Genomic DNA, 20,325 nt, shown 5'->3' on the forward strand with positions numbered 1-20,325 from the left:
CCATGGCCAATGTCGCGATCGTCGGAAGCGGGTTCATCGGGCGGGCCTGGGCGATCAGCTTTGCCCGCGCCGGCCATGATGTGCGGATGTGGGACCAGTCGCCCACTGCCACAGGCGGCGCCCGCGACTACATTGCCGGCGTGCTTGGCGATCTTGCCGCAAACGACCTGCTGCGAGGACAGGCGATCGACGCCGTGCTTAGCCGGATCACCATTGTCGCCGAGCTGGTAGAGGCGCTGGCTGGTGCGGTCCACGTCCAGGAGAACACGCCTGAAAACCTCGAGGTGAAACGGGAGGTGTTCTCCCTGATCGACAGGCTTGCCGATCCGCAAACGATCATCGCCAGCTCTACCTCGGCGCTGTTGCCGTCGAAATTCACCGATCATCTGCAAGGACGGCACCGCTGTCTGGTCGTGCATCCGATCAATCCGCCCTATCTCATTCCGGCAGCCGAAATCGTGCCGGCGCCGTGGACCTCTGCCGAGACGGTCGAGAGAACCCGCGCTTTCCTCATCGACGCCGGTCACGCGCCGCTGGTGATGAAGCGCGAGCTCGACGGCTTCATCATGAACCGCTTGCAAGGGGCGTTGCTGGAGGAGGCTTTCAGGCTTGTCGCCGACGGGTACGCCAGCGTCGAGGATGTCGACATCGGCATCCGCGACGGGCTGGCGCTGCGCTGGTCGTTCATGGGCCCGTTCGAGACCATCGATCTCAATGCACCCGGCGGCGTGCGCGACTATGTCGAGCGCTATCAGTCGATCTATTCGAACATTTTTCCGCAGATGCTGCGCCGCGTCGACTGGGCGGGCGAGGTGATGGAAACGGTCGAAGCCGACCGCCGCGAACGCCTGCCGCGCGAGAGCCTCGGCGAACGGCAGGTGTGGCGCGACCGCCGGCTGATGGCGCTGGCGGCGCACAAGAAAAAAACGGACCAGGAGTACGGACAATGATCGAAACGAGCCGCAAGCCCGGTACTGCGCAGACCAGAGGCAAGGTCATCATCACCTGCGCGGTGACGGGCGCCATCCACACGCCGACCATGTCGCCCCATCTGCCGATCACGCCCGACCAGATCGCGTCGGAGGCGATCGCCGCGGCCGAAGCCGGCGCCGCGATCCTGCATCTGCATGCCCGCGACCCGGAAACCGGCAAGCCGGACCAGACGCCCGAGGCCTTCGCCCGCTTCCTGCCGCGCGTCAAGCAAGGCACCAAAGCCGCCATCAACATCACCACCGGCGGCAGTCCCTACATGAAGGTGGAGGAGCGTGTGCGGCCGGCCGCCCAGTTCAAACCGGAAGTCGCCTCGCTCAACATGGGCTCGATCAATTTCGGGCTCTATCACTTGGCTGACAAATACGAGACCTTCAAATTCGACTGGGAAAAGCCGCATCTGGAAGCGACGCGCGACCTCGTCTTCCGCAACTCGTTCAAGGACATCGAGTACATTCTGGCGACCTGCTACGACAATGGCACGCGCTTCGAGTTCGAGTGCTACGACATCGCCCATCTCTACAACCTTTCCCACTTCGCCGACCGCGGGTTGGTGAAGCCGCCTTTCTTCGTGCAGTCGGTATTCGGACTTTTGGGCGGCATCGGCACGCATCCCGAAGACGTCGCCCATATGAAGCGCACCGCCGACCGGCTGTTCGGCGACCAGTTCCGCTGGTCGGTGCTCGGCGCCGGCGCCAGCCAGCTTCGCATCGCCGCGCAGTCGGCGGCGCTTGGCGGCAACATCCGCGTCGGGCTGGAGGACAGTCTGTGGGCGGGCAAGGGCAAGCTTGCCAAATCGAACGCCGAGCAGGTCTTGCTGGCCCGCAAGATCATCGAGGGGCTCGGCATGGAAGTGGCGACGCCCGACGAGGCGCGCGAGATCTTGTCATTGAAAGGCGGCGACAAGGTCGCTTTCTGACGCGGCCCGACCAATCGCTGCGTGACGCCAATACCAAGGAGGACGGCATGAAGATCGAAGTCGTGGTGGATGTGAAGACCACATTGGGCGAGGGACCGCTGTGGGACGTCGAACAGGAGCGCCTCTACTGGATAGACAGTTTCGACGGACGCGTGTTCCGGGCGACCGCCGACGGACGCGAGATCCGGTCGTGGGACGTGCCGATGAAGATCGGCTCGATGGCATTGCGCAAGGATGGCAGCGGCGCCGTGGTGTCGCTGCAGCGCGGCTTCCATTTGCTCGATTTTGCCACCGGCGATGTAACGCTGATCCACGATCCCGAGCCGGACAAGCCGATGAACCGACTCAACGACGGCAAGGTCGACCGGCGCGGCCGTTTCTTCGCCGGCTCCATGGATACGATGGAAGAGGGGCCGTCCGGCGGTCTCTACAGGCTCGATCCGGATTTCTCCGTCACCCGGATCGATTCCGGCATCATCTGTTCCAACGGCCCATGCTGGAGCCCCGACGACCGCACCTTCTATTTCGCCGACACCTGGACCGGCGAGATCTGGGCCTACGACTATGATATCGCCACCGGCACCGCCACCAACCGGCGCACTTTCGTGGGCGTCGACACCAGCCGGGGTGGTGCGGCTGACGGCTCGACCGTCGATGCCGAGGGCTATCTGTGGAACGCGCTGGTCTATGATGGAAGGCTGGTGCGCTACGCGCCGGATGGCAGCATCGACCGCGTCATCGACATGCCGGTCAAGAAGATCACCAGCGTCATGTTCGGCGGACCGAAGCTCGATATCCTCTACGTGACCTCGATGGCCAAGCCGCCGCTGCCGCGTTTTCCCGGAGACGGCGTCTTGCGCGGCAGCCTGTTTGCCATCACCGGTCTTGGCATCAAGGGCGTCGCGGAACCGCGCTTCGGCGGCTGACGGGAGGAAAATGGATTCATGAGGATGCCCCCTGTACATGCGAGACATAGATGGGGAAGAAAACGGCCTCTCACTCGACACGTTCCTTCACGAAATCGGGATGGGCGCGCGCTGAACGCAAATGCACCTTCAGGCGACGGCAGTTCGGACGCCGATCGCCGCTGACTTTGCCGATCTCCTCTCCACCGGATTGGTAGTCAAGATTTGTTGACTTCCATCACAGAGGAAATGACTACCGCTTGCCCATTTGTCGGACCATAAGACTGGCCGTGTGATCAGGCCTCGGCTGGCTTGCCGCACAGAAGGCGATCCTGCCTTTGGGATAGAGCAGCCGCCTGCATGACGGAATCGGCCACAGCATTGGAACAGCCTCAATTTGCCACCGAGCGCGACCCGAGGCTGAGACTGATTATTCCGATCATCGTCGCCATCGCCTTTCTGATGGAGCAGCTCGATTCCACGATCATCACCACCGCGATCCCGGCCATCGCGCGCAGCCTCGACACGACGCCGGTCAGGCTGAACCTGGCGATCACCACCTACATTCTGACCCTAGCCGTTTTCATCCCCGTCAGCGGCTGGTTCGCCGACAGGTTCGGCGCACGAAGAGTGTTCGCACTGGCACTTTTCACCTTCACCCTTGGTTCGGCGCTGTGCGGCATGGCGAACAGTTTCGGCATGCTGCTGGCGATGCGCGCTTTGCAGGGGCTGGGCGGCGCCATGATGACGCCGGTCGGCCGGCTGATCCTGCTGCGCAGCTTTCCGCGCAGCGGGCTGATCACAGCCATGACCTACATGACCTTGCCCGCCATCATGGGACCTGTGATCGGGCCGCTGCTCGGCGGCCTGTTGACCACTTATGCATCGTGGCGCTGGATATTCTATGTCAACGTGCCTTTCGGCTGCCTTGGCATTCTGGCGGCGCTGCGCTTCGTCGACGACTTTCGCGAGGAGGCGGTGCAACGCTTCGACTTCGCCGGGTTCCTGATGGTGGGCTGCGGCGTGGCCCTGCTGCAGTTCGGACTGGAGAGCATCGGCCGGCCGATCGTCCCTGTTTCGGCGACACTGCTGGTGCTGGCCGCGGCGATCCTGCTGCTGCTCGCCTTCGGGCGCTATGCACGCCGCGTCGTCGCGCCGGCCGTCGATCTGACGTTGTTTCGATTTCGCTCGTTCTGGGTCGGCACGCTGGCAGGCGGTCTGTGCCGCGTTGGCCTCAACGGCGTGCCTTTCCTGTTGCCGCTGATGCTGCAGGTCGGCTTCGGCATGAGCCCGGTCACATCAGGCTCGCTGACATTCGTCGGCAGCTTCGGCGCCTTGCTCATCCGGCCGCTGCTGTCGCCGCTGTTGCGGCGCTTCGGCTTCAATGTCGTGCTGATCGGCAGCGCGGTGGTCGGCTCAGCCGCGGTGGCGGGCTTCGCCTCGATCGAGGCCGATACGCCGCACTGGATGATCGGCCTCTACGTCTTTGTCTTTGGGATCATCCGGTCGGCGCAATTCATGACCTCCAACACGCTGTCCTATGCCGACCTGCCGGCCGACAAGCTCAGCCGCGCCACCAGCCTCGGCGGCGTCCTGCAGCAGCTTAGCGTTTCCCTCGGCGTTTCGATCGCCGCCATGGTGCTGGGTCTGGTCGCAGGAGAAACCCACATCGTGACACCGGAACGCTTTCACCAGGTGTTCCTGCTGACCGCGGTCATCCCGCTGCTGTCCATCCCCGGCTTCCTGTATTTGCGTGCCGAGGACGGCGTGCAGGTCAGTGGCCATGTTCGGGCAGGAAATTCTCGCAAATGATGCCGGATGTATACGGGCATACTTATATCCACAAAGGCGGTTTTCCATTAGGCTGGTACCACGTGAACGGGAGCATCGATTGCAAGGATTTGCGGAAAGCGTGATGCAGGGGCCGCGGACCGTGGCCGAGCAGGTCGCGAATGTCCTGCGCGAAGCGATTGCCAATGGAACCATCAAGGCAGGCACTCCGCTGCGCCAGGACGAACTGGCCGAGCAGTTCGGCTTCAGCCGGATGCCCATTCGTGATGCCCTGCGCCAGCTGGAAGCCGAGGGCATTGTTTCCATCCACCCGACCAAGGGCGCGCAGGTCGCCCGGATGGACAGCGCCGAGATCAGCGAAATCTATGCGCTGCGCGAGCTGCTCGAAAGCGAGGCGCTCCGGCTCTCGGTACCCGGCCTTGCCGGCGCGAAGCTCGACGAGGCGGAACAGGTGCTCGATCAGATCGACGCCGAGCGCAATGTCGGCCGATGGGGGGCACTGAACCGTGCCTTTCATCTGGCTCTCTACGATGCCTGCGGCAACCATCGATTGCTCGGCCTGATCGAGGCGCACCACAATGCGGCCGATCGCTACGTTCGCATCCTGCTGTCGAACCTGGACTATCGCAACCGCTCGCAGACGGAGCACCGCGACCTGCTGGCCGCCTGCCGGCGGCGCGACGGCGACAAGGCCATAAGCATTCTGAGGCAGCATCTTCGCGAAGGAAGCGAGACGCTGGTTAGCGCGATCAGGGAAGATGGCCTGTCGCGAAAATCCTAGGTCGGCTCAAAAGGCATAGCGATGGCTTCAGCCCTGCGCCGGCCTGCGATCGACGATGTAGATGTGGTCGGCCACGAGCACCACTTCGCCGCGCTGGTTGATCACCTCGCAGCGCTCGATCACCCGCCCTGAACCAGGCCGCTTAGGATCGTCCTCCTTGGCCGCGATGGTGGTGCGCGTGCGGATCGTGTCGCCGATGAACACCGGCTTGATGAAACGCAGCCGGTCATAGCCGTAGGAAAAGGCGGCGGGATTGACGATGGTTGCCGTCAGGCCGATGCCGACCGAGAACACGAGCGTGCCGTGGGCAATACGCTGGCCGAACGGCGTCGTCTTCATGAATTCGGCGTCCATGTGATGCGGGAAGAAATCGCCGGTGTGGCCGGCATGGACGATGAAGTCGGTCTCGGTGATGGTGCGGCCGCTGGTGAGGCGCGACGAGCCGATCTCGTAGTCCTCGAAATACTGGATCTGTTCCATCATGGCCTTTCCGCGATCGACGTCGCCGGCGCCGCACTCGATTTATAGGCGGCCTCGACCAGCGCCATCGTGCTCCACGCATCCTCGACCGGACTGATCAGCGTAGCATCTTCTCCGGCTGCAAACCGCTGGACATTGGCCATGCGGCCGACGAAGGCGTCGGGAAACCACTCGCCGGCCAAGGGCACCGCGATCCAGTCCGTCCCGCCTTTCGGATGGATCTCCAGAATATCCGGTTCGCCTGTGGGATAGTCGAGATTGAGACCCAGCTTGAGATAGGCGGCGCCCTCGGTGCCGCAGATGCGGAACTCGCAGGCCTGATGCCGGCGGCCGAACTTGTGGTCGTGATTGATCGACAGTGCGCAGCGCACGGTGTCGCCATAGTCGAGAATGGCGCTGGTGCGCGTCTGCGCCACCGCGTGGCTGGGGTGGCCGAGCGTCTTGGCGTGCACGCCCTTGGGGTCGCCGAGCAACTGCCGGATCAGGTCGAGATAGTGGATCGAATGCATGGCGATCTCGACGCGTGGCGCCTTGAGCAGGAACTCCCACAGCTCCCACGGCGTCGCCAGCGCCAGCCAGGCGTCGAAGTCGACGATCTCGCCGAGCCAGCCCTTGGCGATCGCGTCCTTGAGCGCCAGCATCATCGGCGCGAAGCGCAACTGGAAGTTGACCGCCGCGTGCAGCTTCCTGGCACGGCAGATCTCGAGGATCGTGGTCGCCTCGGCAAGGTTGCTGCCCATCGGCTTCTGGATCAGCGCTACGGCGCCGTTAGGCAAGGATTTCAGCACGTCGGCATGACGCGAGGGCGGCGTGGCGAGGTCGAAGATCGCACCCTCGACAGCAGCAGCCTCCTCGGCCGAGCGAAAGGCTGTCACGCCCCATTGGCTGGCCAGCTTTTCAGCCCGGGCATGGTCAGGATCATAAAGGCCGGCGATAGGAAAGCCGGCCTTCCGATAGGCCGGGAAATGCGCGTCGCCAACGATCGATCCGGCGCCGAAGGTGACGATTGGCCGAGGCTTGGAGGGTTTGGGCCATGACTGGACGAGCAAGGCAGGGTCGAAACCGCCTTCAGTCATGATGGAAGACCTCGTCCATCTCAGCCCACCATTCGCCTTCCCCACGGGTTGCCAGCGGCTCCTGGCAAGGCATGCAGACCGCCCACCATTCCTGCGTCTTCGGATCGGCGGCCATCTTCGCCATGTCGGCCGCATAATCGGTGCCGTGGTATTCAAAATAACTGAACAGCAGGTTCTCCGGTCGCTTCAGGTAGATGGAATAGTTCTTGATGTTGCAGGCCGAGATCATGGTCAGCACGTCAGGCCAGACGGCGGCATGCAGGCGCACATACTCCTCGACCTTTTCCGGCTTCAACCCCAGAACCATCCCCATCCGCTGCATATCAGTCTCCTATCTGATGATCGCCGTGGTGAATTCGGCGATGCTCATGGCCTTGACCGCGTCCCAGTCCCAGTCGATGCCGATGCCCGGTTCGTCTGGCGCCAGCGCCTGGCCATCCTCGATGCGCATATGCTTGCCGGTCAACTGGTCGAGTTGCGGAATGTACTCGACATATCGGCCGTTCTGAACAGCGCAGGTCAGGCTGACATGCAGTTCCATCAGGAAATGCGGGCAGACCGGAATGTCGAAGGCCTCGGCCGCATGCGCAATCTTGAGCCAGGGCGTGATGCCGCCGATGCGGCCGACATCGACCTGCACGATCGAGCAGGCGCCTTTCTGCATATATTCGCGGAAATGGCGGATGGAGTAGAGCGACTCGCCGATGGCAATCGGCGTCGGCGTCGAGTTCGACAATCGCACATGACCGTCAATGTCGTCGGCCGGCAGCGGCTCCTCGATCCAGGCGAGGTCGAGCTCGCGCAGCCTTGCGGCGCGCCGGATCGCCTCGTCGACCGAAAATCCCTGATTGGCGTCGGTCATGATCTCGTAGCCGTCACCAACCGCCTTGCGCACCGCCGACAGGCGCGCCAGATCTTCCGAGCCGTGCGGCCTGCCGATCTTCACTTTCGAGCCGCGAAAGCCCTTGGCCTTGGCGGCCAGCGCGTCGTCGACCAGCGCCTGCGTCTCGATGTGCAGCCACCCGCCTTCGGTCGTGTAGAGCGGGCAGCGGTCCTTGGCGCCGCCAGCGAGTTTCCACAATGGCAGACCCTGCTTCTTCGCCCGCAGGTCCCAAAGTGCGGTATCGATCGCGGCGATCGCGATGGCCGTGATCGCGCCGATCGTCGTGGCATGGGTGGCGAATTCGAGATCGTGCCAGATCGCCTCGATCATGTCGGGGTCGCGGCCGATCAGGCGCGGCACTAGATGGTCGGACAGAAGCCGCATCACCGACGAACCGCCTGTGCCGATCGTGTAGCTGTAGCCTGTGCCGACCGCGCCGTCGGAATCGGTGATCGTAACGATCGGCGTTTCCTGGCTGACGAAGCTCTGGATCGCGTCGGTGCGCTTGACCTTGGGCACAAGGTCCACCATCCGCAGCTCGACTTTCTCGATTCTGGTCATGCCGATCAGCTCCGCAATGTCTTTCCGGTCTCAGTGGCAAACAGATGCGCCTGCGACATGTCGAGGCTCATGGCGACCCGCTCGCCCGGCCTCAATGGCCTCGGATTCAGCATGCGCGTCACCCAGTCCGTGCCGTTGAATTCGACGAACACCAGCGTCTCGTTGCCGAGCGGCTCGGTGACCGTGATCGGCAGTTCGATCTGATGGACATCCGCAGCACCCCCGGAGCTGATGCCATGGCCGGTCGGATAGATGTCGTCCGGCCTCAGCCCGAACACGACTTTGTCGCCGGTGGCGACATTGGCCTTGAACTGGCCGGGCAGCGGCAGTCTTTCGCCGCTGGCGAAAACCATCTGGCCGTCATCGATCGTCGCCTCGTGCAGGTTCATCGGCGGCGAGCCGATGAAGCCGGCAACGAAGCGCGTCGCCGGCCGCCGAAAAACCTCGTCGGGCGTGCCGACCTGTTCGATATGGCCGTCGCGCATGATGACGATGCGGTCGGCAAGCGTCATCGCTTCGACCTGGTCATGGGTGACGTAGATCACCGTCGACTGAACCTTGGCATGCAGCTTCTTGATCTCGGTGCGCATCTGCGTGCGCAATTTGGCGTCGAGGTTGGAAAGCGGCTCGTCGAACAGGAACACGTCCGGGTCGCGCACGATGGCGCGGCCCATGGCGACGCGCTGGCGCTGGCCGCCCGACAGTTGCGACGGACGACGGTCGAGCAGCGTGTCGAGGCCGAGGATGGCCGAGGCCTCGGCAACACGGCGCTCCATGTCTTCCTTGGCAGCACCCGCGATCTTCAGGGAGAAGCCGAGATTCTCGCGCACCGTCATGTGTGGGTAGAGTGCGTAGGACTGGAACACCATCGAGATGTTGCGTGAGCGTGGCGGCAGGTCGTTGACGACGCGCCCGCCGATCTCGATCGAGCCGGCGCTGATCTCTTCCAGCCCGGCGATCATGCGCAGCGTCGTCGACTTGCCGCAGCCGGATGGGCCGACCAGCGCAATGAACTCGCGGTCAGCAATGTCGAGATCGATGCCGTGTACGATCCCGACGGTGCCGTAGCGCTTGGTCAGCTTGGTGAGGGTAACGGTTGCCATTGGATCAGCCTTTCACCGCGCCGGAGGTCAGGCCGCCGACAAGGTGTTTCTGGACGATGTAGGTGAGGGTGAGCGCCGGAATGATCATCACCACGGCGAGCGCGCACATGCCGCGCCAGTCGATGGTGAACTCGGCGGTGTAGTCGAGCAGGCCGACCGGCAGCGTCTTGGCGCTCACCGAGCGGGTCAGTTGCGAGGCCAGCGCGAATTCGTTCCAGCAGGTCAGGAAGGCAAAGATCGCTGCGGAAGCGATGCCCGGCCCGGCAAGCGGGAACTCGACCTGCCAGAACGCCTGCCAGCGCGTGCAGCCGTCGATCTGCGCCGCTTCCGCGAGGTCCTTGGGCACCTGGCGGAAGAAGCCGTCGATCAGCCAGATCGTGAACGGCACGTTGAGCGCGACATAGGCAAGGATCAGTCCGAAATGCGTGTCGATGATGCCGAGCCGCACATAGAGGAAGAACAGCGGCAGCGAGAGCGCAATGCCGGGCACCGTGCGCGTCAGCATCAGGCCAAGGAACACGCTCGACTTGCCGCGGAAGCGGTAGCGCGCGAAGGCATAGCCGCCGGCCATGCCGATGGCCACCGCAATGACCGTCGAGGTCACCGAGATGATCAGCGAGTTGCGGAAGTATTCGATCACCGGGATGCCGCCCTTGCCGATACCGCTGAACATCGCGACATAGGCGTCGAACGAAATCTCCTGCGGGATCCACACCGGCGGCTTGGCCATGATCTCGACCGTCGGCCGCAGCGACGAGATGACGATCCACAGACCCGGCAGGCAGATCGTCAGCATCGCCAGGAACAGGCCGATGCGATAGACGACGCCCAACAGCCGGCGCTTCAGGCGGGCGGAAGAATTCTCGTCCATCTTCACCACTCCGCGCCGATCTGCGTGCGCGCCGCGGCGAGCTTGTTGAAGAAGTAGACCGTGAATGCGATCGACAGCAGGATCGAGAAATAGGCCATGGCGTTGGCCATGCCCATGCGCCCGTCGCTGTAGGCGGTGCGCGCCACCAGGGTCCAAAGCAGTTCGGTGCGGCCCGCCGGTCCGCCATCGGTCATGATCTTGACGATGTCATAGGCGCGCGCCACGTCGAGCGAACGGATGGTCATGGCGATGTAGGCGAAGGGCATGACGAAGGGCCAGGTCACATAGCGGAATGTCTGCCACGGCGTGCAGCCGTCGACCCGCGCTGCCTCGATCGGCTCCTTGGGCATGGCGAGCAGACCGGCGAGGATCAGGATGGCGAAGATCGCCGTCGACGACCAGATCTCGGCGATCGAAATGGCGATGAAGGCGAGATGGCCTTCGATCAGCCACGGTATGGCATCCCTGGTGATGCCGAGTGATTGCAGCGCATTGTTCACCAGTCCGATATTGTCGTTGAACATGAACTTGAACTGGAAGCCGACGAGGATCGGCGAGAACATCATCGGGAACATCATCAGCGTGCGCAGGATGCGCTGGCCGCGCGTCGCCTTCTCGACCAGCATGGCGAGGCCAAGGCCAAGCAGCATTTCGAGATTGAGCGCAATAGTCAGCAGCAGCACCGTGCGGCCGAAGGCCCACCAGAAATCGGTGTTGGACAGGATCGAAAGATAGTTCCGGATGCCGATGAAGACGTAGAACGTTTCGGGCCGCGTCAGGCGGAACGGCGTGAAGCTGGAGTAGAGCGACAGCAACAACGGCACGACGACAACCGCCGCCAGCACGATGCCAGCCGGAAGCAGCAGCAGGAATGGCGCGGATGGCTTGAAGCCCTTCATCAGAATCCTTGAGGTGTTTGCATTTGGGCGGCGGTGCGAGGGCCGGGAGCGAAGGGTTAGCGTAAACCGCTGGCATCCCGCGAAACGCGATCGCCTCCCCCATTGCTGATGGGGGAGGCGGCCCTGGGAGCCGTTACTAAAGCTTGCCGGCGTCCTGGAGGATTTGCGTCGCCTTGGCGGCGGCTTCATCCAGTGCCTGCTTCGAGGTCTTGTCGCCGAGGATCGCCGCCTGCAATTCGGGGTAGACGGCGTTCGAGATCTCGATCCATTCAGGCGTCTGCGGCACGGCAAAGGCGTGCTTGGCCTCTTCCTGGAAGGCGGTAAGAACCTCCTTCTTGTAGGGATCGTTTTCGGCCTGCTTCAGGTCCCAGTCCCAGACCGCGGTGCGGGTTGGCAGCGGACCTGCGGCGGCCTCGAGCTTCTGGCTGTCTTCGTTGGTCAGCCACCACACCAGGGAAGCCGCGGCCTCCTTGTTGGGGCAGTTCTCGGTCACCGAGAAGCCATGGAAACCGGACCAGCCGGTGCGCTTGCCGGACGAGCCCTTCGGCGCGACCTTGACGCCGACATTGCCTGCGACCTTCGACGACTTCGGATCGTTGAAGAAGCCTGCCCAGCCCGGCCAGTCGAGATTGATGGCGACGGTACCCGAAGCAAAGCCCTGGCCGAGATCGTCCCAGAGGTAGTTGGTGGTGCCGGCCGGCACGGCCTTGGCCTTGTAGAGGTTGACGAACCAGTCAAGCGCCCGGATGCCGGCCTCGGAATTGAAGACCGGCTTGCCGTCCTTGTCGAGGTACTCGCCGCCTTCGGCGACGACCATCTCGTAGAAGCGGCCGTTGATCGCCTCTTCCTTGCCGGCGAATTGCGTGCCGTAGAAATTGGGCGGGTTGGCGAAGAACTCGGCCTGGTCGGTGACTTCCTTCCAGGTGTCCGGCGGCACCAGGTCATAGCCGTATTTCGCCTTGAACTTGGTCTTGTTGTCGGCGTTCTCGTACAGGCTCTTCTGGTAGTAGAGCGCCGAAACGTCGAACTGGGCGCGCGGCAGCATCTCCAGCTTGCCGTCGATCGTTGCCGACTTGATGGTCGACGGCACAAAGGCGTCGATCTCTGCCTTGGGCAGCAATTTGCTGAGATCGGTGTAGAGGCCCGTATATTGCGGCGCGAACGACGAATGGTTCCAGCCGACGCACCAGTTGGTGCTGCCCGAGGCGATATCGGACTTCAGCTCCTTGTCGATGTCGAAGCCGTTCTTCTTGGTCAGGATGTTGACCTTGGCGCCGGTCGCCTTTTCCCATTCGGGAATGCGCTCGTAGAGTTTTTCATATTGCTGGCCGCCGATCAGCTTCACGTCGACGGTCACGCCTTCGAACTTGCCGGGCAGGTCGCCGGCAAGGGCAGCGCCTGCGCCTGACGCAAGCAACAATGCACCGGCGCACACGCCGGAAAGCAGTCTGTTCATTGGTATCCTCCCTTGGTGCGCCTCAGCGGCGACCGCAACTCGTCTGATGACAAGAAGTGCTACATTCATATACAAACAAAACATTCACGGATACGTCAAGGCGAAATTTGTTTCCGCCGGGTGTGTTCCTGCGTATATGAAGGGTGAAATTCACTGGAGGGATGAGCCATGGACGACAGCGAAGACGAGCGCTATCGCGCGCCGGCGCTCGACAAGGGGCTCGACATCCTTGAACTGCTGGCGGGCGTTGACGGCGGCCTGACGCAGGCCGAAATCGCCAAGAAACTCGACCGCAGCCCCAACGAATTCTACCGCATGCTCGACCGGTTGGTGCGGCGCGGCTACGTCACCAGGCTCGACGGCGACCGCTATTCGCTGACGCTCAAGCTGTTCGGCCTGGCGCAATTGCATGCCCCGGTGCGGCGGCTGGTTTCCTACGCCACGCCACTGATGCGCGAACTGGCAGAGACTTCGCAGCAGGCCAACCAACTCGTTGTTTTTGATCGCGGTTCTGCTGTCGTCATCGGTCAGCAAGAGGCGCCGAACTATTGGGGCATATCGATCCGGGTCGGCTCGCATATCAGCCTGTTCGACACCGGGTCGGGGCATGTGCTGCTCGCCTTCCGTTCGCCGGAAGAGCGGCAGATGATGATTTCCGAACACGTCCGCAGCACCGACAAGACGGCGCAATCGGCCGAGTTCTTCACCCGTCTCGACCAGATCCGCGACCGCGGTTACGAGATGATGGCCTCGATGCAGACCGCCGGCGTCTTCAACCTCTCCGCCCCGGTGCGCAGTTCCGACGGCAAGGCGATCGCCGCGCTGTCGATTCCCTACATCACCGTCGTCAACGCGCCTTCGGCGCCCGACATCACAAGGACAATCGAGCTGCTGCTGGTCACGGCGGAAAAGCTGTCGCACCTCGCCGGCTCTGCAGTCGGCTCATCGGCATAAATTCTTATTTGAATGAAGAATTCCTCCGTGAGATGATTTGAAACGCCCGGAGGAGGAGCCAGCCATGATCATCGACACCCATCTGCATCTCATCGATCGCTCGGCCCTGCGCTACCCCTGGCTCGCCGGCGTGCCGTCGCTCAACCGTGATTTCTCCTATGAGGACTACGCCGTGGAGGCGCAGCGTGTCGGCGTCGAGCGCGTGCTGCATATGGAAGTCGATGTCGATCCGGCAGACATCGAGGCCGAGACCGCTCGTGTCGAAGGACTGTCACGGCAGCCTGGCAGCATGCTGGCCGGGGTGATCGCATCCTGCCGGCCGGAAGAGGCCGACTTTCCGGCCTATCTCGAAAGGCAGCGAGCAAACCCATTCGTCAAAGGCTTTCGCCGCGTCCTCCATGTCGTGCCCGACGAGCTTTCGGAAGGCGCACTGTTTCGCGACAACATCAAGCGGCTTGGCGGCACCGGCCTGACCTTCGATCTCGTCGTGCTGCCGCACCAGATTCCAAAGGCAATTGCGCTGGCCGATCTGGCGCCCGATGTGCAGTTCGTCCTCGACCATTGCGGCGTCCCCGACATCAAGGGCAACGGCGAACATCCGTGGCGCGAACACATGAGCGAGATCGCCCGCCGCCCGAATGTGGTGGCCAAGATTTCCGGTGTCGTCGCCTATGCCGATGCCGGCAGCTGGACGACCGAGACGCTGCGGCCCTATGTCGAGCACACAATCGGTGCGTTCGGCTGGGACCGCGTTGTCTGGGGCAGTGACTGGCCGGTCTGCACGCTCGGCGGCGGCCTCTCGACCTGGGCGGCGGCGACCCATGCGCTGCTTGTCGGTTGCAGCATTGCCGAGCGCGACAAGCTCCTGTCCGTGAATGCCCGCAAACTCTGGCGGCTCGACTGACCGAGTTCGCTCACGCTTTATAGGCAGCGCCAGGTGTCGGAAAACTCTCCCGGAACAGGCGATTGAGATCGGCAACAACCTCGGCGGCTTTGTGCCGGGAGGTCATGCCCGACAGGATGCGGTCGGACGCCACCTGCTGGAACGCCATGTAGCCGTCATGGCGCGGCCGCACCCATGCGCCTTCCAGCGTCGCGCGCGTATCCTGGTAGAAATTGGCGGTCGCTTCATTGACAGCCTGGTCCTCCCAGGCGGCGGCATGGCCGGGCTGGCCGCCGGCAGCGGCATAGGCGCCGCGCTGTACGTCGCCGCTCGCGACCCAATAGGCGAAGTCGATCGCCGCATCTCTGGCCTTGGAAAGGGCTGATACGGCTATGCCGGTGCCGCCGAGCGCCGAACCGATCGGGCCGCCGGAACCGATCACCGGAATGTCGGCAAAGGCCAGGCGGTTCGACCGAAACCCGGCCATCGCATAGGAGACATAACCATAGATGAGCGGCGCGCAGACGATCCGGGAATCAGCCTCTGCCATGCGCTCCGAAACGGCGATCGGATCCATCTCGAAACACGCCGGTTCGACCAGCGCCGCAATCTCGCGCATCACTTCAAACACTTCACTACCGGCGTCGGCGTCGATGAGATCGCCGGACGGATCAGTTGCGCAGGAATGGCCGAGATTGCCCGCCAACGTATAGAACACCATCAGCACATGCGGCGGCCGCAACGGCAGCAGCACACGGCCTTGTCGGGCGAGGTCGAGCACCTCGCTCCACCGCGCGGGTGGTGCATCGAGCGCATCCGGCCGCCAGGCCTGGACCTGTGTCGCCGCATCGATCGGGAACGCCCATTGCCGTCCCTGCCAGTTGTAGCTCGGATAGGATTGGCCGACGCTGCCCGAGGCAAGTGCGGCACGCTCCGCCTCGCGGCCGACGACATCCAGCGGCTCGAGGCAACGCTCCGCCGTGATCTGGCCGACATGCGGATGGTCGATGACGATCAGGTCATAGGCGCGCGCCAGCTCCTCGACCGGGAAGGATTCGAAATCCTGCAGCGAGCGCTTGTCCCATTCGATGGCAATACCGGTCTTCTGCTGCCACAGCGCCGAGCAGGCGACCATCGGATCGTAGCCGCGCGGATGGCTCCAGGTCATGCCCTTGAGCGTGGGCAGGCTCACAGGCCGAACTCCTCGCGGATCGCAGCACTGTGCTCGCCGATGCGCGGTGCTGCCCGATCGACCTTGGCCCTGACACCATCGACCCGGAGCGGCGAACTGGTGGTGAGGATCGACACGTCGTCCTCGCGCGTCACCGTCTGCAGCATGTCGAGCGACTGGAAGCCTTCGCTTGCCAGCATCTCCGGCCAGGTCAGCACCTTGGCGCACCAGATGTCGGCAGGCTCGAGAATATCAAGCCATTCGTCGATGGTTTTGGTCGCAATCCTTTGCGCAATGATCGCCTTGATGTCGTCGCGCGCGGTGAACCAGGACGCCGGTCTGTCACGATAGGGCGCGAGTTCGCCGAGCGACAGCAGGTCGGCCAGTTTGGGGATCGGCGTCATGGCGATGGCGAGATAACCGTCCTTGGCTGGATACACACCGTAAGGCGCCGACAGATAGGCATGCGCGCTGCGGAAGTTGGAGCGTTTGGGCACGCGGCGACCGTCATTGAGATGCGTGGTCAGCACCTCGAACTGGAAATCGACCAGCGCCTCCAGCAGACTGGTTTCGATATGGCTGCCCTGGCCGGTGATGCCACGCCGCACCAGTGCGGCCAGAATGCCTTGCGCGCAGGCGGCACCCGCCAGCATGTCGCCGATGGCAAGGCCGAACGGCACCGGCCCCTGGCCCTCATCGCCGTTCAGCCACATCACGCCTGAGCGCGACTGTGCCAGCAGGTCCTGGCCCGGACGTTTGACCCACGGACCATCCTCACCATAGCCGCTGATCGAGGCATAGACCAGCCGTGGGTTGATCTTGCGGACGGCCTTGTAGTCCAAGCCGAGCCGTTCGATGACGCCCGGCCGGAAATTCTGGATCAGCACGTCGGCCTTGGCCAGCAGGCCGCGCAGCACCTTGAGATCCGCCTCGTTCTTGAGGTCTATGGCGAGGCTTTCCTTGGCCCGGTTGATCGCATGGAAGATGGTGGAATCGCCGCCGATCTCGGTGTCGCTGAGATAGAGCCGACGCGACAGGTCGCCGCCATCAGGACGTTCGATCTTGATGACGCGGGCGCCGAGATCGAGCAGCCTGAGCGAGCAATAGGGCCCGGACAGGAACTGGCTCATGTCGACGACGAGGAGACCGGCGAGCGGCAATTCGGCTGCTGCCGGCATGCTATTTCTCCGTCTTGCCGACGAAGTCGGCCGGGTTGCGGTACTTCACCGTCTGCAGGTGCTCGCAATAGAGAACGAGCTCGCCTTCGCCCTTGAACACCTCATAGCTGGCGCGGATCAGCCCCATCTCCTTGTAGCGGGGCTTTTTGTCGAGGTTGGAGCGGATCGAATAGATCGTGTCGCCAATGAAGACAGGTTTTATGAAGCGGAGCTTGTCGTAGCCATAGGAAAAGGCGTTAACGCAATTGGTGGCGACCAGCCCCAGCCCAGCCGAGAAGACGAAGGCGCCGGCAATCAGCCGCTTGCCGAAAATGCCTTCGCTCTCGGCAAACATCTGATCCTGCACGTAAGGGTGGATGTCGAGCACCAGCGTGTTGAAAAGGTGGCTGTCGCCCTCGGCCATCGTGCGCCGCAATGAACGGATTTTCTGGCCGACCGGCCAGTCCTCGTAGAACCAGTTTTCGGCGTTCCACACCGGCAGCGCGGCGTGTTCTTCGGGCATGTTTTTTGGGTGCGTCGAGGCGACGCCGACGGTGGGCGCAAAATCGTTCATGGCTGGCTCCGCCAGCTCTGCGTTGGGCACGTCACAGCTGTCGGAAAACGCATCAAAGCGTCGAAATGCAAGACGTTTCCTCCCATCAATCTTCTTTTGTAAATAGTATTTTCACATATGGGGTTGCGTTGCAAGCGTGAACAGGCGAAATTTTGGCTGCACCCGCGCGCCGAAGCGCTGGCGGGCAGGGAGGAAATCATGCGCAAGGATTGTCTGGTCTTTGTCGGCAGCCTGAACCGGGAAGCGCCGTATTTTCAGGGCGCACGGGGCGTCGGTCTCGGCGTCTACAGCTTTGACGGGACGACGCTGGAAACACGAAAACTGGCCGAGACCAATGACGTCGACAACCCGACCTTCCTGTCGGTGACGCCGGACGGCTCGCATATCTACGCCAATTCGGAAGTGTTCACCTGGCGTGAGGGCACCGTCTCAGCCTACAGCTTCGATCGTGCCTCGGGTGCGCTCACTTACCTGAACAAGCAGCCTTCGCTCGGCAGCATCACCGCCCACAACACCATCACTCGCGATGCGACGAAGCTGCTGGTTGCGAACTACGGCATGGGTGAGGGTGGCCCGGATCGCGCTGTGGCGGTCTATGGCTTCGAGGAGAATGGTGCGTTGTCAGCGCCACTGGCCAGCGTTTCGCATAAGGGCAGCGGCCCGAATGCGGCGCGTCAGGAGCGCTCGCATGCCCACAGCGTCACCGAAACCATCACCGGGGGAACGGCTATCGTCGCTGACCTCGGCATCGACCGGCTGGTGTCCTACCGAATCGAGCGCGGTGGCAATCTGGTCAAGCTGGCCGAATCCGCTTTGCCGCCCGGCGCCGGCCCACGCCATCTCGCTTTGCATCCGAACGGCCGCTTTGTCTTCGTCATGAACGAACTGGATTCGACCATCGTGTCGATGGCGCTGGACGAAGCCACCGGCAAGCTCTCGTTCATCGATGCCAAGCCGGCGGTGCCAGCCGAGGCGCGCGACAGCAACCACTGCGCCGATATCCAGATCGCGCCGGATGGCCGTTTTGTCTACGGCTCCAACCGTGGCCACGACAGCGTCGTCGTCATGGCGGTCGACCAGAACACCGGCGCGCTCAGCCTCGTCGGCTATGTCCCTTGCGGGGGTGCGACGCCGCGCAACCTGGCGCTGACGCCGTCAGGCGGCCATCTGTTCTCGGCCAACCAGAATGCCGACCGCATCTCGATCTTTGCCCGCGACGCCGACAGCGGCATGCTGACCGACACCGGGCGCGCCATCGAGATCGGCACGCCTATGTGCGTCAAGATCGTGCGCTGAACGCCCGCAACCACATCCGCATCGAAGCCTCGGGCAAAATCGGCCGGGCTCAAGCCTGTTGTATTGCCGACAGCTTCCAGTTCGAGCCATTCTCACGCACGAATGTCCACAACTCTGTCGTCTCTGTCGGATGATCCTCGTCGCCTGCGACGACCTTGCCGCTGGCCCGTTCGCGCGTCACGTCACGAGACTCGTAGCGCAATGCGGCCGTGGCGTAGTCGCGGTCATCCTCGCGCCAGCTTTCCGCGACGTCGGCCTGCAGCAAGGTGATGTCCGTAACCTCGTTCCTCAGACCTTTCTGTGCATTGTCGGCCAGCTCTTCGGACAGATAGGACACCATCTCGGGCGTCACCGCCCGGCGCAGAGCGGCATGGTCTTCGCGCCCGAATGCCTCCTGGACATCGGTCAACAGCTGCTGGAATGCGTCGAGGTCGGTCTGAGCCAGCGTGATCTCCTCAGAGGCGGCGGCCGGAGAGCCTCCGCTTGAACCGCCGCCAAAGCCGGGAATTGTGAAGGAGCCTGCAGTCTGCTGCTGTGCCGTTGCGCGGTTCTCAAATCGCGAAGCCTGGGCATTGCCGGCACCGGCGAGCGCAGGCGCAGGGCCTCGCGCAGATTGCGACCGGAAGAACCTGATAGCCAGCATGATTGCGCCACCGATGAGCAGCGCCTGAAGCACGAAGCCGAACATGCCGGCCAGGCCGCCGAAGCCCTGGCCCACAAGCAGGCCGATCAGGCCGCCGAGCAGCAGGCCGCGCATCATTGTTCCACCGAAGCCACTCATGAAGCCGGGCCTCTGCAGGCTGGCCTGCGGCTGCCGGGCCGCGGTGTTCACACCGGTGTTGGGCGTCATCGAACGCTCGACCGGGGCGGTCGGCGCTGGCGCTGTTCTGGTCGGCGGTGCCGATTGGAACGTACGCATGCCGCGACTGCCGAAACTGCCGCCGCGACGAGCCTCGGCATGATCCATCGCGACCATCGAGAATGCCAGGAACAGTCCTGCAAAGAGGGCGGCAAATCGGCTGGTGCGAGACATCATCGGGAATTGACCTTTATCGGTGTGGTTTCGGAAATTTCAGCAAACGCCGGTCCGGTATCGGGCGTCATGCGGTCAATCGAACAGCTCTTCGAAGAATGATTTCTTCCGCTTCGGATAGCGGTGGCCCTGCGAGCGGGAATAATCGTCATCGCGGCCCTGGCCATGTTGCGGCGGGGAGAATGCTGCCGGCTGTGGCTGCGGGGCGGGCGACACCTCCCTGCCGGAACGCTCGATGATCTTGTCGAGTTCGCCTCGATCAAGCCAGACGCCGCGGCACTGCGGACAGTAATCGATCTCGATACCCTGGCGTTCGCTCATCACGAGCGCGACGCGGCAGGAGGGGCAAATCATACCAAGGAGGGAAGATGTCATACGGGGCTCCGAACCGAAAGGAATGAGCCCGCTTGACCGAAAAGGATGGAAACGGGCCCGTTAAAGCGGTCCGACATCACAATCGCCAAAGCGACAGTCAGAGGGGCCCGGCCCGCACGAGACAGTTAGGAATGCAGCGCCGCGCCTTCAAGAGCGATATTGCCCGC

The 20,325-nt window shown here is 63.1% G+C and carries 21 protein-coding genes; 8 read left to right on the forward strand and 13 right to left on the reverse strand.

Annotated elements, in window-relative coordinates; translation table 11 throughout:
• Positions 1–2 precede the first annotated feature (2 nt).
• The 5 genes from C8D77_RS09360 (at position 3) to C8D77_RS09380 (ending at position 5,386) form a co-directional block, all read left to right on the forward strand.
• A complete protein-coding gene (locus tag C8D77_RS09360) occupies positions 3–950 on the forward strand; it encodes a 3-hydroxyacyl-CoA dehydrogenase (protein ID WP_109661685.1) in 948 nt (315 codons plus the stop codon).
• A complete protein-coding gene (kce, locus tag C8D77_RS09365) occupies positions 947–1,909 on the forward strand; it encodes a 3,5-dioxohexanoate:acetyl-CoA acetone transferase (protein WP_109661687.1) in 963 nt (320 codons plus the stop codon). Before C8D77_RS09360 ends, kce begins: the two co-directional genes overlap by 4 nt.
• A 47-nt stretch (positions 1,910–1,956) precedes the next feature.
• Positions 1,957–2,835, forward strand: coding sequence for an SMP-30/gluconolactonase/LRE family protein (locus C8D77_RS09370; protein WP_109661689.1), 879 nt, complete (start codon positions 1,957–1,959; stop codon positions 2,833–2,835).
• Positions 2,836–3,174: 339 nt separating this feature from the next.
• Complete coding sequence (locus C8D77_RS09375) at positions 3,175–4,626, forward strand: DHA2 family efflux MFS transporter permease subunit (protein WP_109661691.1); 1,452 nt, start codon at positions 3,175–3,177, stop codon at positions 4,624–4,626.
• On the forward strand, positions 4,598–5,386 hold the full coding sequence (locus C8D77_RS09380) for a GntR family transcriptional regulator (protein WP_425453714.1): 789 nt from the start codon (positions 4,598–4,600) through the stop codon (positions 5,384–5,386). Before C8D77_RS09375 ends, C8D77_RS09380 begins: the two co-directional genes overlap by 29 nt.
• A 27-nt stretch (positions 5,387–5,413) precedes the next feature.
• Here C8D77_RS09380 and C8D77_RS09385 read toward each other — a convergent pair whose 3' ends face one another.
• The 8 genes from C8D77_RS09385 to C8D77_RS09420 all read right to left on the reverse strand — a co-directional run bounded on the left by C8D77_RS09385 (position 5,414) and on the right by C8D77_RS09420 (position 12,715).
• Positions 5,414–5,869: a MaoC/PaaZ C-terminal domain-containing protein gene (locus C8D77_RS09385; protein ID WP_170136711.1), complete on the reverse strand. Its 456-nt coding sequence runs from the start codon at positions 5,867–5,869 to the stop codon at positions 5,414–5,416.
• Positions 5,866–6,942: a Gfo/Idh/MocA family protein gene (locus C8D77_RS09390; RefSeq protein WP_109661698.1), complete on the reverse strand. Its 1,077-nt coding sequence runs from the start codon at positions 6,940–6,942 to the stop codon at positions 5,866–5,868. The genes C8D77_RS09385 and C8D77_RS09390 overlap by 4 nt, the downstream gene beginning before the upstream one ends.
• The gene (locus C8D77_RS09395) at positions 6,935–7,264 is read right to left on the reverse strand and encodes an L-rhamnose mutarotase (RefSeq protein ID WP_109661700.1); all 330 of its coding nucleotides are present in this window, start codon (positions 7,262–7,264) and stop codon (positions 6,935–6,937) included. Before C8D77_RS09395 ends, C8D77_RS09390 begins: the two co-directional genes overlap by 8 nt.
• A gap of 9 nt (positions 7,265–7,273) precedes the next feature.
• Positions 7,274–8,386: a mandelate racemase/muconate lactonizing enzyme family protein gene (locus C8D77_RS09400; protein WP_109661703.1), complete on the reverse strand. Its 1,113-nt coding sequence runs from the start codon at positions 8,384–8,386 to the stop codon at positions 7,274–7,276.
• A gap of 5 nt (positions 8,387–8,391) precedes the next feature.
• Entirely contained in the window at positions 8,392–9,489 is a 1,098-nt protein-coding gene (locus tag C8D77_RS09405; RefSeq protein ID WP_109661705.1) for an ABC transporter ATP-binding protein, read from the reverse strand.
• Positions 9,490–9,493: 4 nt separating this feature from the next.
• Entirely contained in the window at positions 9,494–10,360 is an 867-nt protein-coding gene (locus C8D77_RS09410; RefSeq protein WP_107648637.1) for a carbohydrate ABC transporter permease, read from the reverse strand.
• Between the two features lie 2 nt (positions 10,361–10,362).
• On the reverse strand, positions 10,363–11,259 hold the full coding sequence (locus C8D77_RS09415; RefSeq protein WP_109661707.1) for a carbohydrate ABC transporter permease: 897 nt from the start codon (positions 11,257–11,259) through the stop codon (positions 10,363–10,365).
• Positions 11,260–11,395: 136 nt separating this feature from the next.
• Positions 11,396–12,715, reverse strand: a complete 1,320-nt coding sequence (locus C8D77_RS09420) for an ABC transporter substrate-binding protein (protein WP_109661709.1) — start codon at positions 12,713–12,715, stop codon at positions 11,396–11,398.
• A 168-nt stretch (positions 12,716–12,883) separates the two neighbouring features.
• On the opposite strand from C8D77_RS09420, the gene C8D77_RS09425 reads away from it, so the two are divergent.
• On the forward strand, positions 12,884–13,669 hold the full coding sequence (locus tag C8D77_RS09425; protein WP_109661711.1) for an IclR family transcriptional regulator: 786 nt from the start codon (positions 12,884–12,886) through the stop codon (positions 13,667–13,669).
• A gap of 64 nt (positions 13,670–13,733) precedes the next feature.
• Positions 13,734–14,573 (forward strand): amidohydrolase family protein, encoded by an 840-nt coding sequence (locus C8D77_RS09430; RefSeq protein ID WP_109661713.1) that lies wholly within the window; start codon positions 13,734–13,736, stop codon positions 14,571–14,573.
• A 10-nt stretch (positions 14,574–14,583) separates the two neighbouring features.
• Here C8D77_RS09430 and C8D77_RS09435 read toward each other — a convergent pair whose 3' ends face one another.
• From C8D77_RS09435 to C8D77_RS09445, 3 genes are read right to left on the reverse strand one after another with little or no spacing between them, the layout of a single operon-like run.
• Entirely contained in the window at positions 14,584–15,744 is a 1,161-nt protein-coding gene (locus C8D77_RS09435) for an extracellular solute-binding protein (RefSeq protein ID WP_109661715.1), read from the reverse strand.
• Complete coding sequence (locus C8D77_RS09440) at positions 15,741–16,901, reverse strand: CaiB/BaiF CoA transferase family protein (RefSeq protein WP_109661717.1); 1,161 nt, start codon at positions 16,899–16,901, stop codon at positions 15,741–15,743. The genes C8D77_RS09435 and C8D77_RS09440 overlap by 4 nt, the downstream gene beginning before the upstream one ends.
• Position 16,902: 1 nt before the next feature.
• Positions 16,903–17,454, reverse strand: coding sequence for a MaoC family dehydratase (locus C8D77_RS09445; RefSeq protein ID WP_109663227.1), 552 nt, complete (start codon positions 17,452–17,454; stop codon positions 16,903–16,905).
• A gap of 198 nt (positions 17,455–17,652) precedes the next feature.
• On the opposite strand from C8D77_RS09445, the gene C8D77_RS09450 reads away from it, so the two are divergent.
• Positions 17,653–18,750: a lactonase family protein gene (locus C8D77_RS09450; RefSeq protein ID WP_109663229.1), complete on the forward strand. Its 1,098-nt coding sequence runs from the start codon at positions 17,653–17,655 to the stop codon at positions 18,748–18,750.
• 49 nt (positions 18,751–18,799) lie between these two features.
• Here the strand turns inward: C8D77_RS09450 and C8D77_RS09455 are convergent, their stop codons facing one another.
• Together C8D77_RS09455 and C8D77_RS09460 are read right to left on the reverse strand one after the other, a co-directional pair.
• The gene (locus C8D77_RS09455; RefSeq protein WP_109661719.1) at positions 18,800–19,786 is read right to left on the reverse strand and encodes a Tim44 domain-containing protein; all 987 of its coding nucleotides are present in this window, start codon (positions 19,784–19,786) and stop codon (positions 18,800–18,802) included.
• Between the two features lie 72 nt (positions 19,787–19,858).
• Positions 19,859–20,158, reverse strand: coding sequence for a TFIIB-type zinc ribbon-containing protein (locus C8D77_RS09460; RefSeq protein WP_109661721.1), 300 nt, complete (start codon positions 20,156–20,158; stop codon positions 19,859–19,861).
• Positions 20,159–20,325 lie beyond the last annotated feature (167 nt).

The organism is Mesorhizobium loti (genome assembly GCF_003148495.1).
Lineage (GTDB): Bacteria > Pseudomonadota > Alphaproteobacteria > Rhizobiales > Rhizobiaceae > Mesorhizobium > Mesorhizobium loti.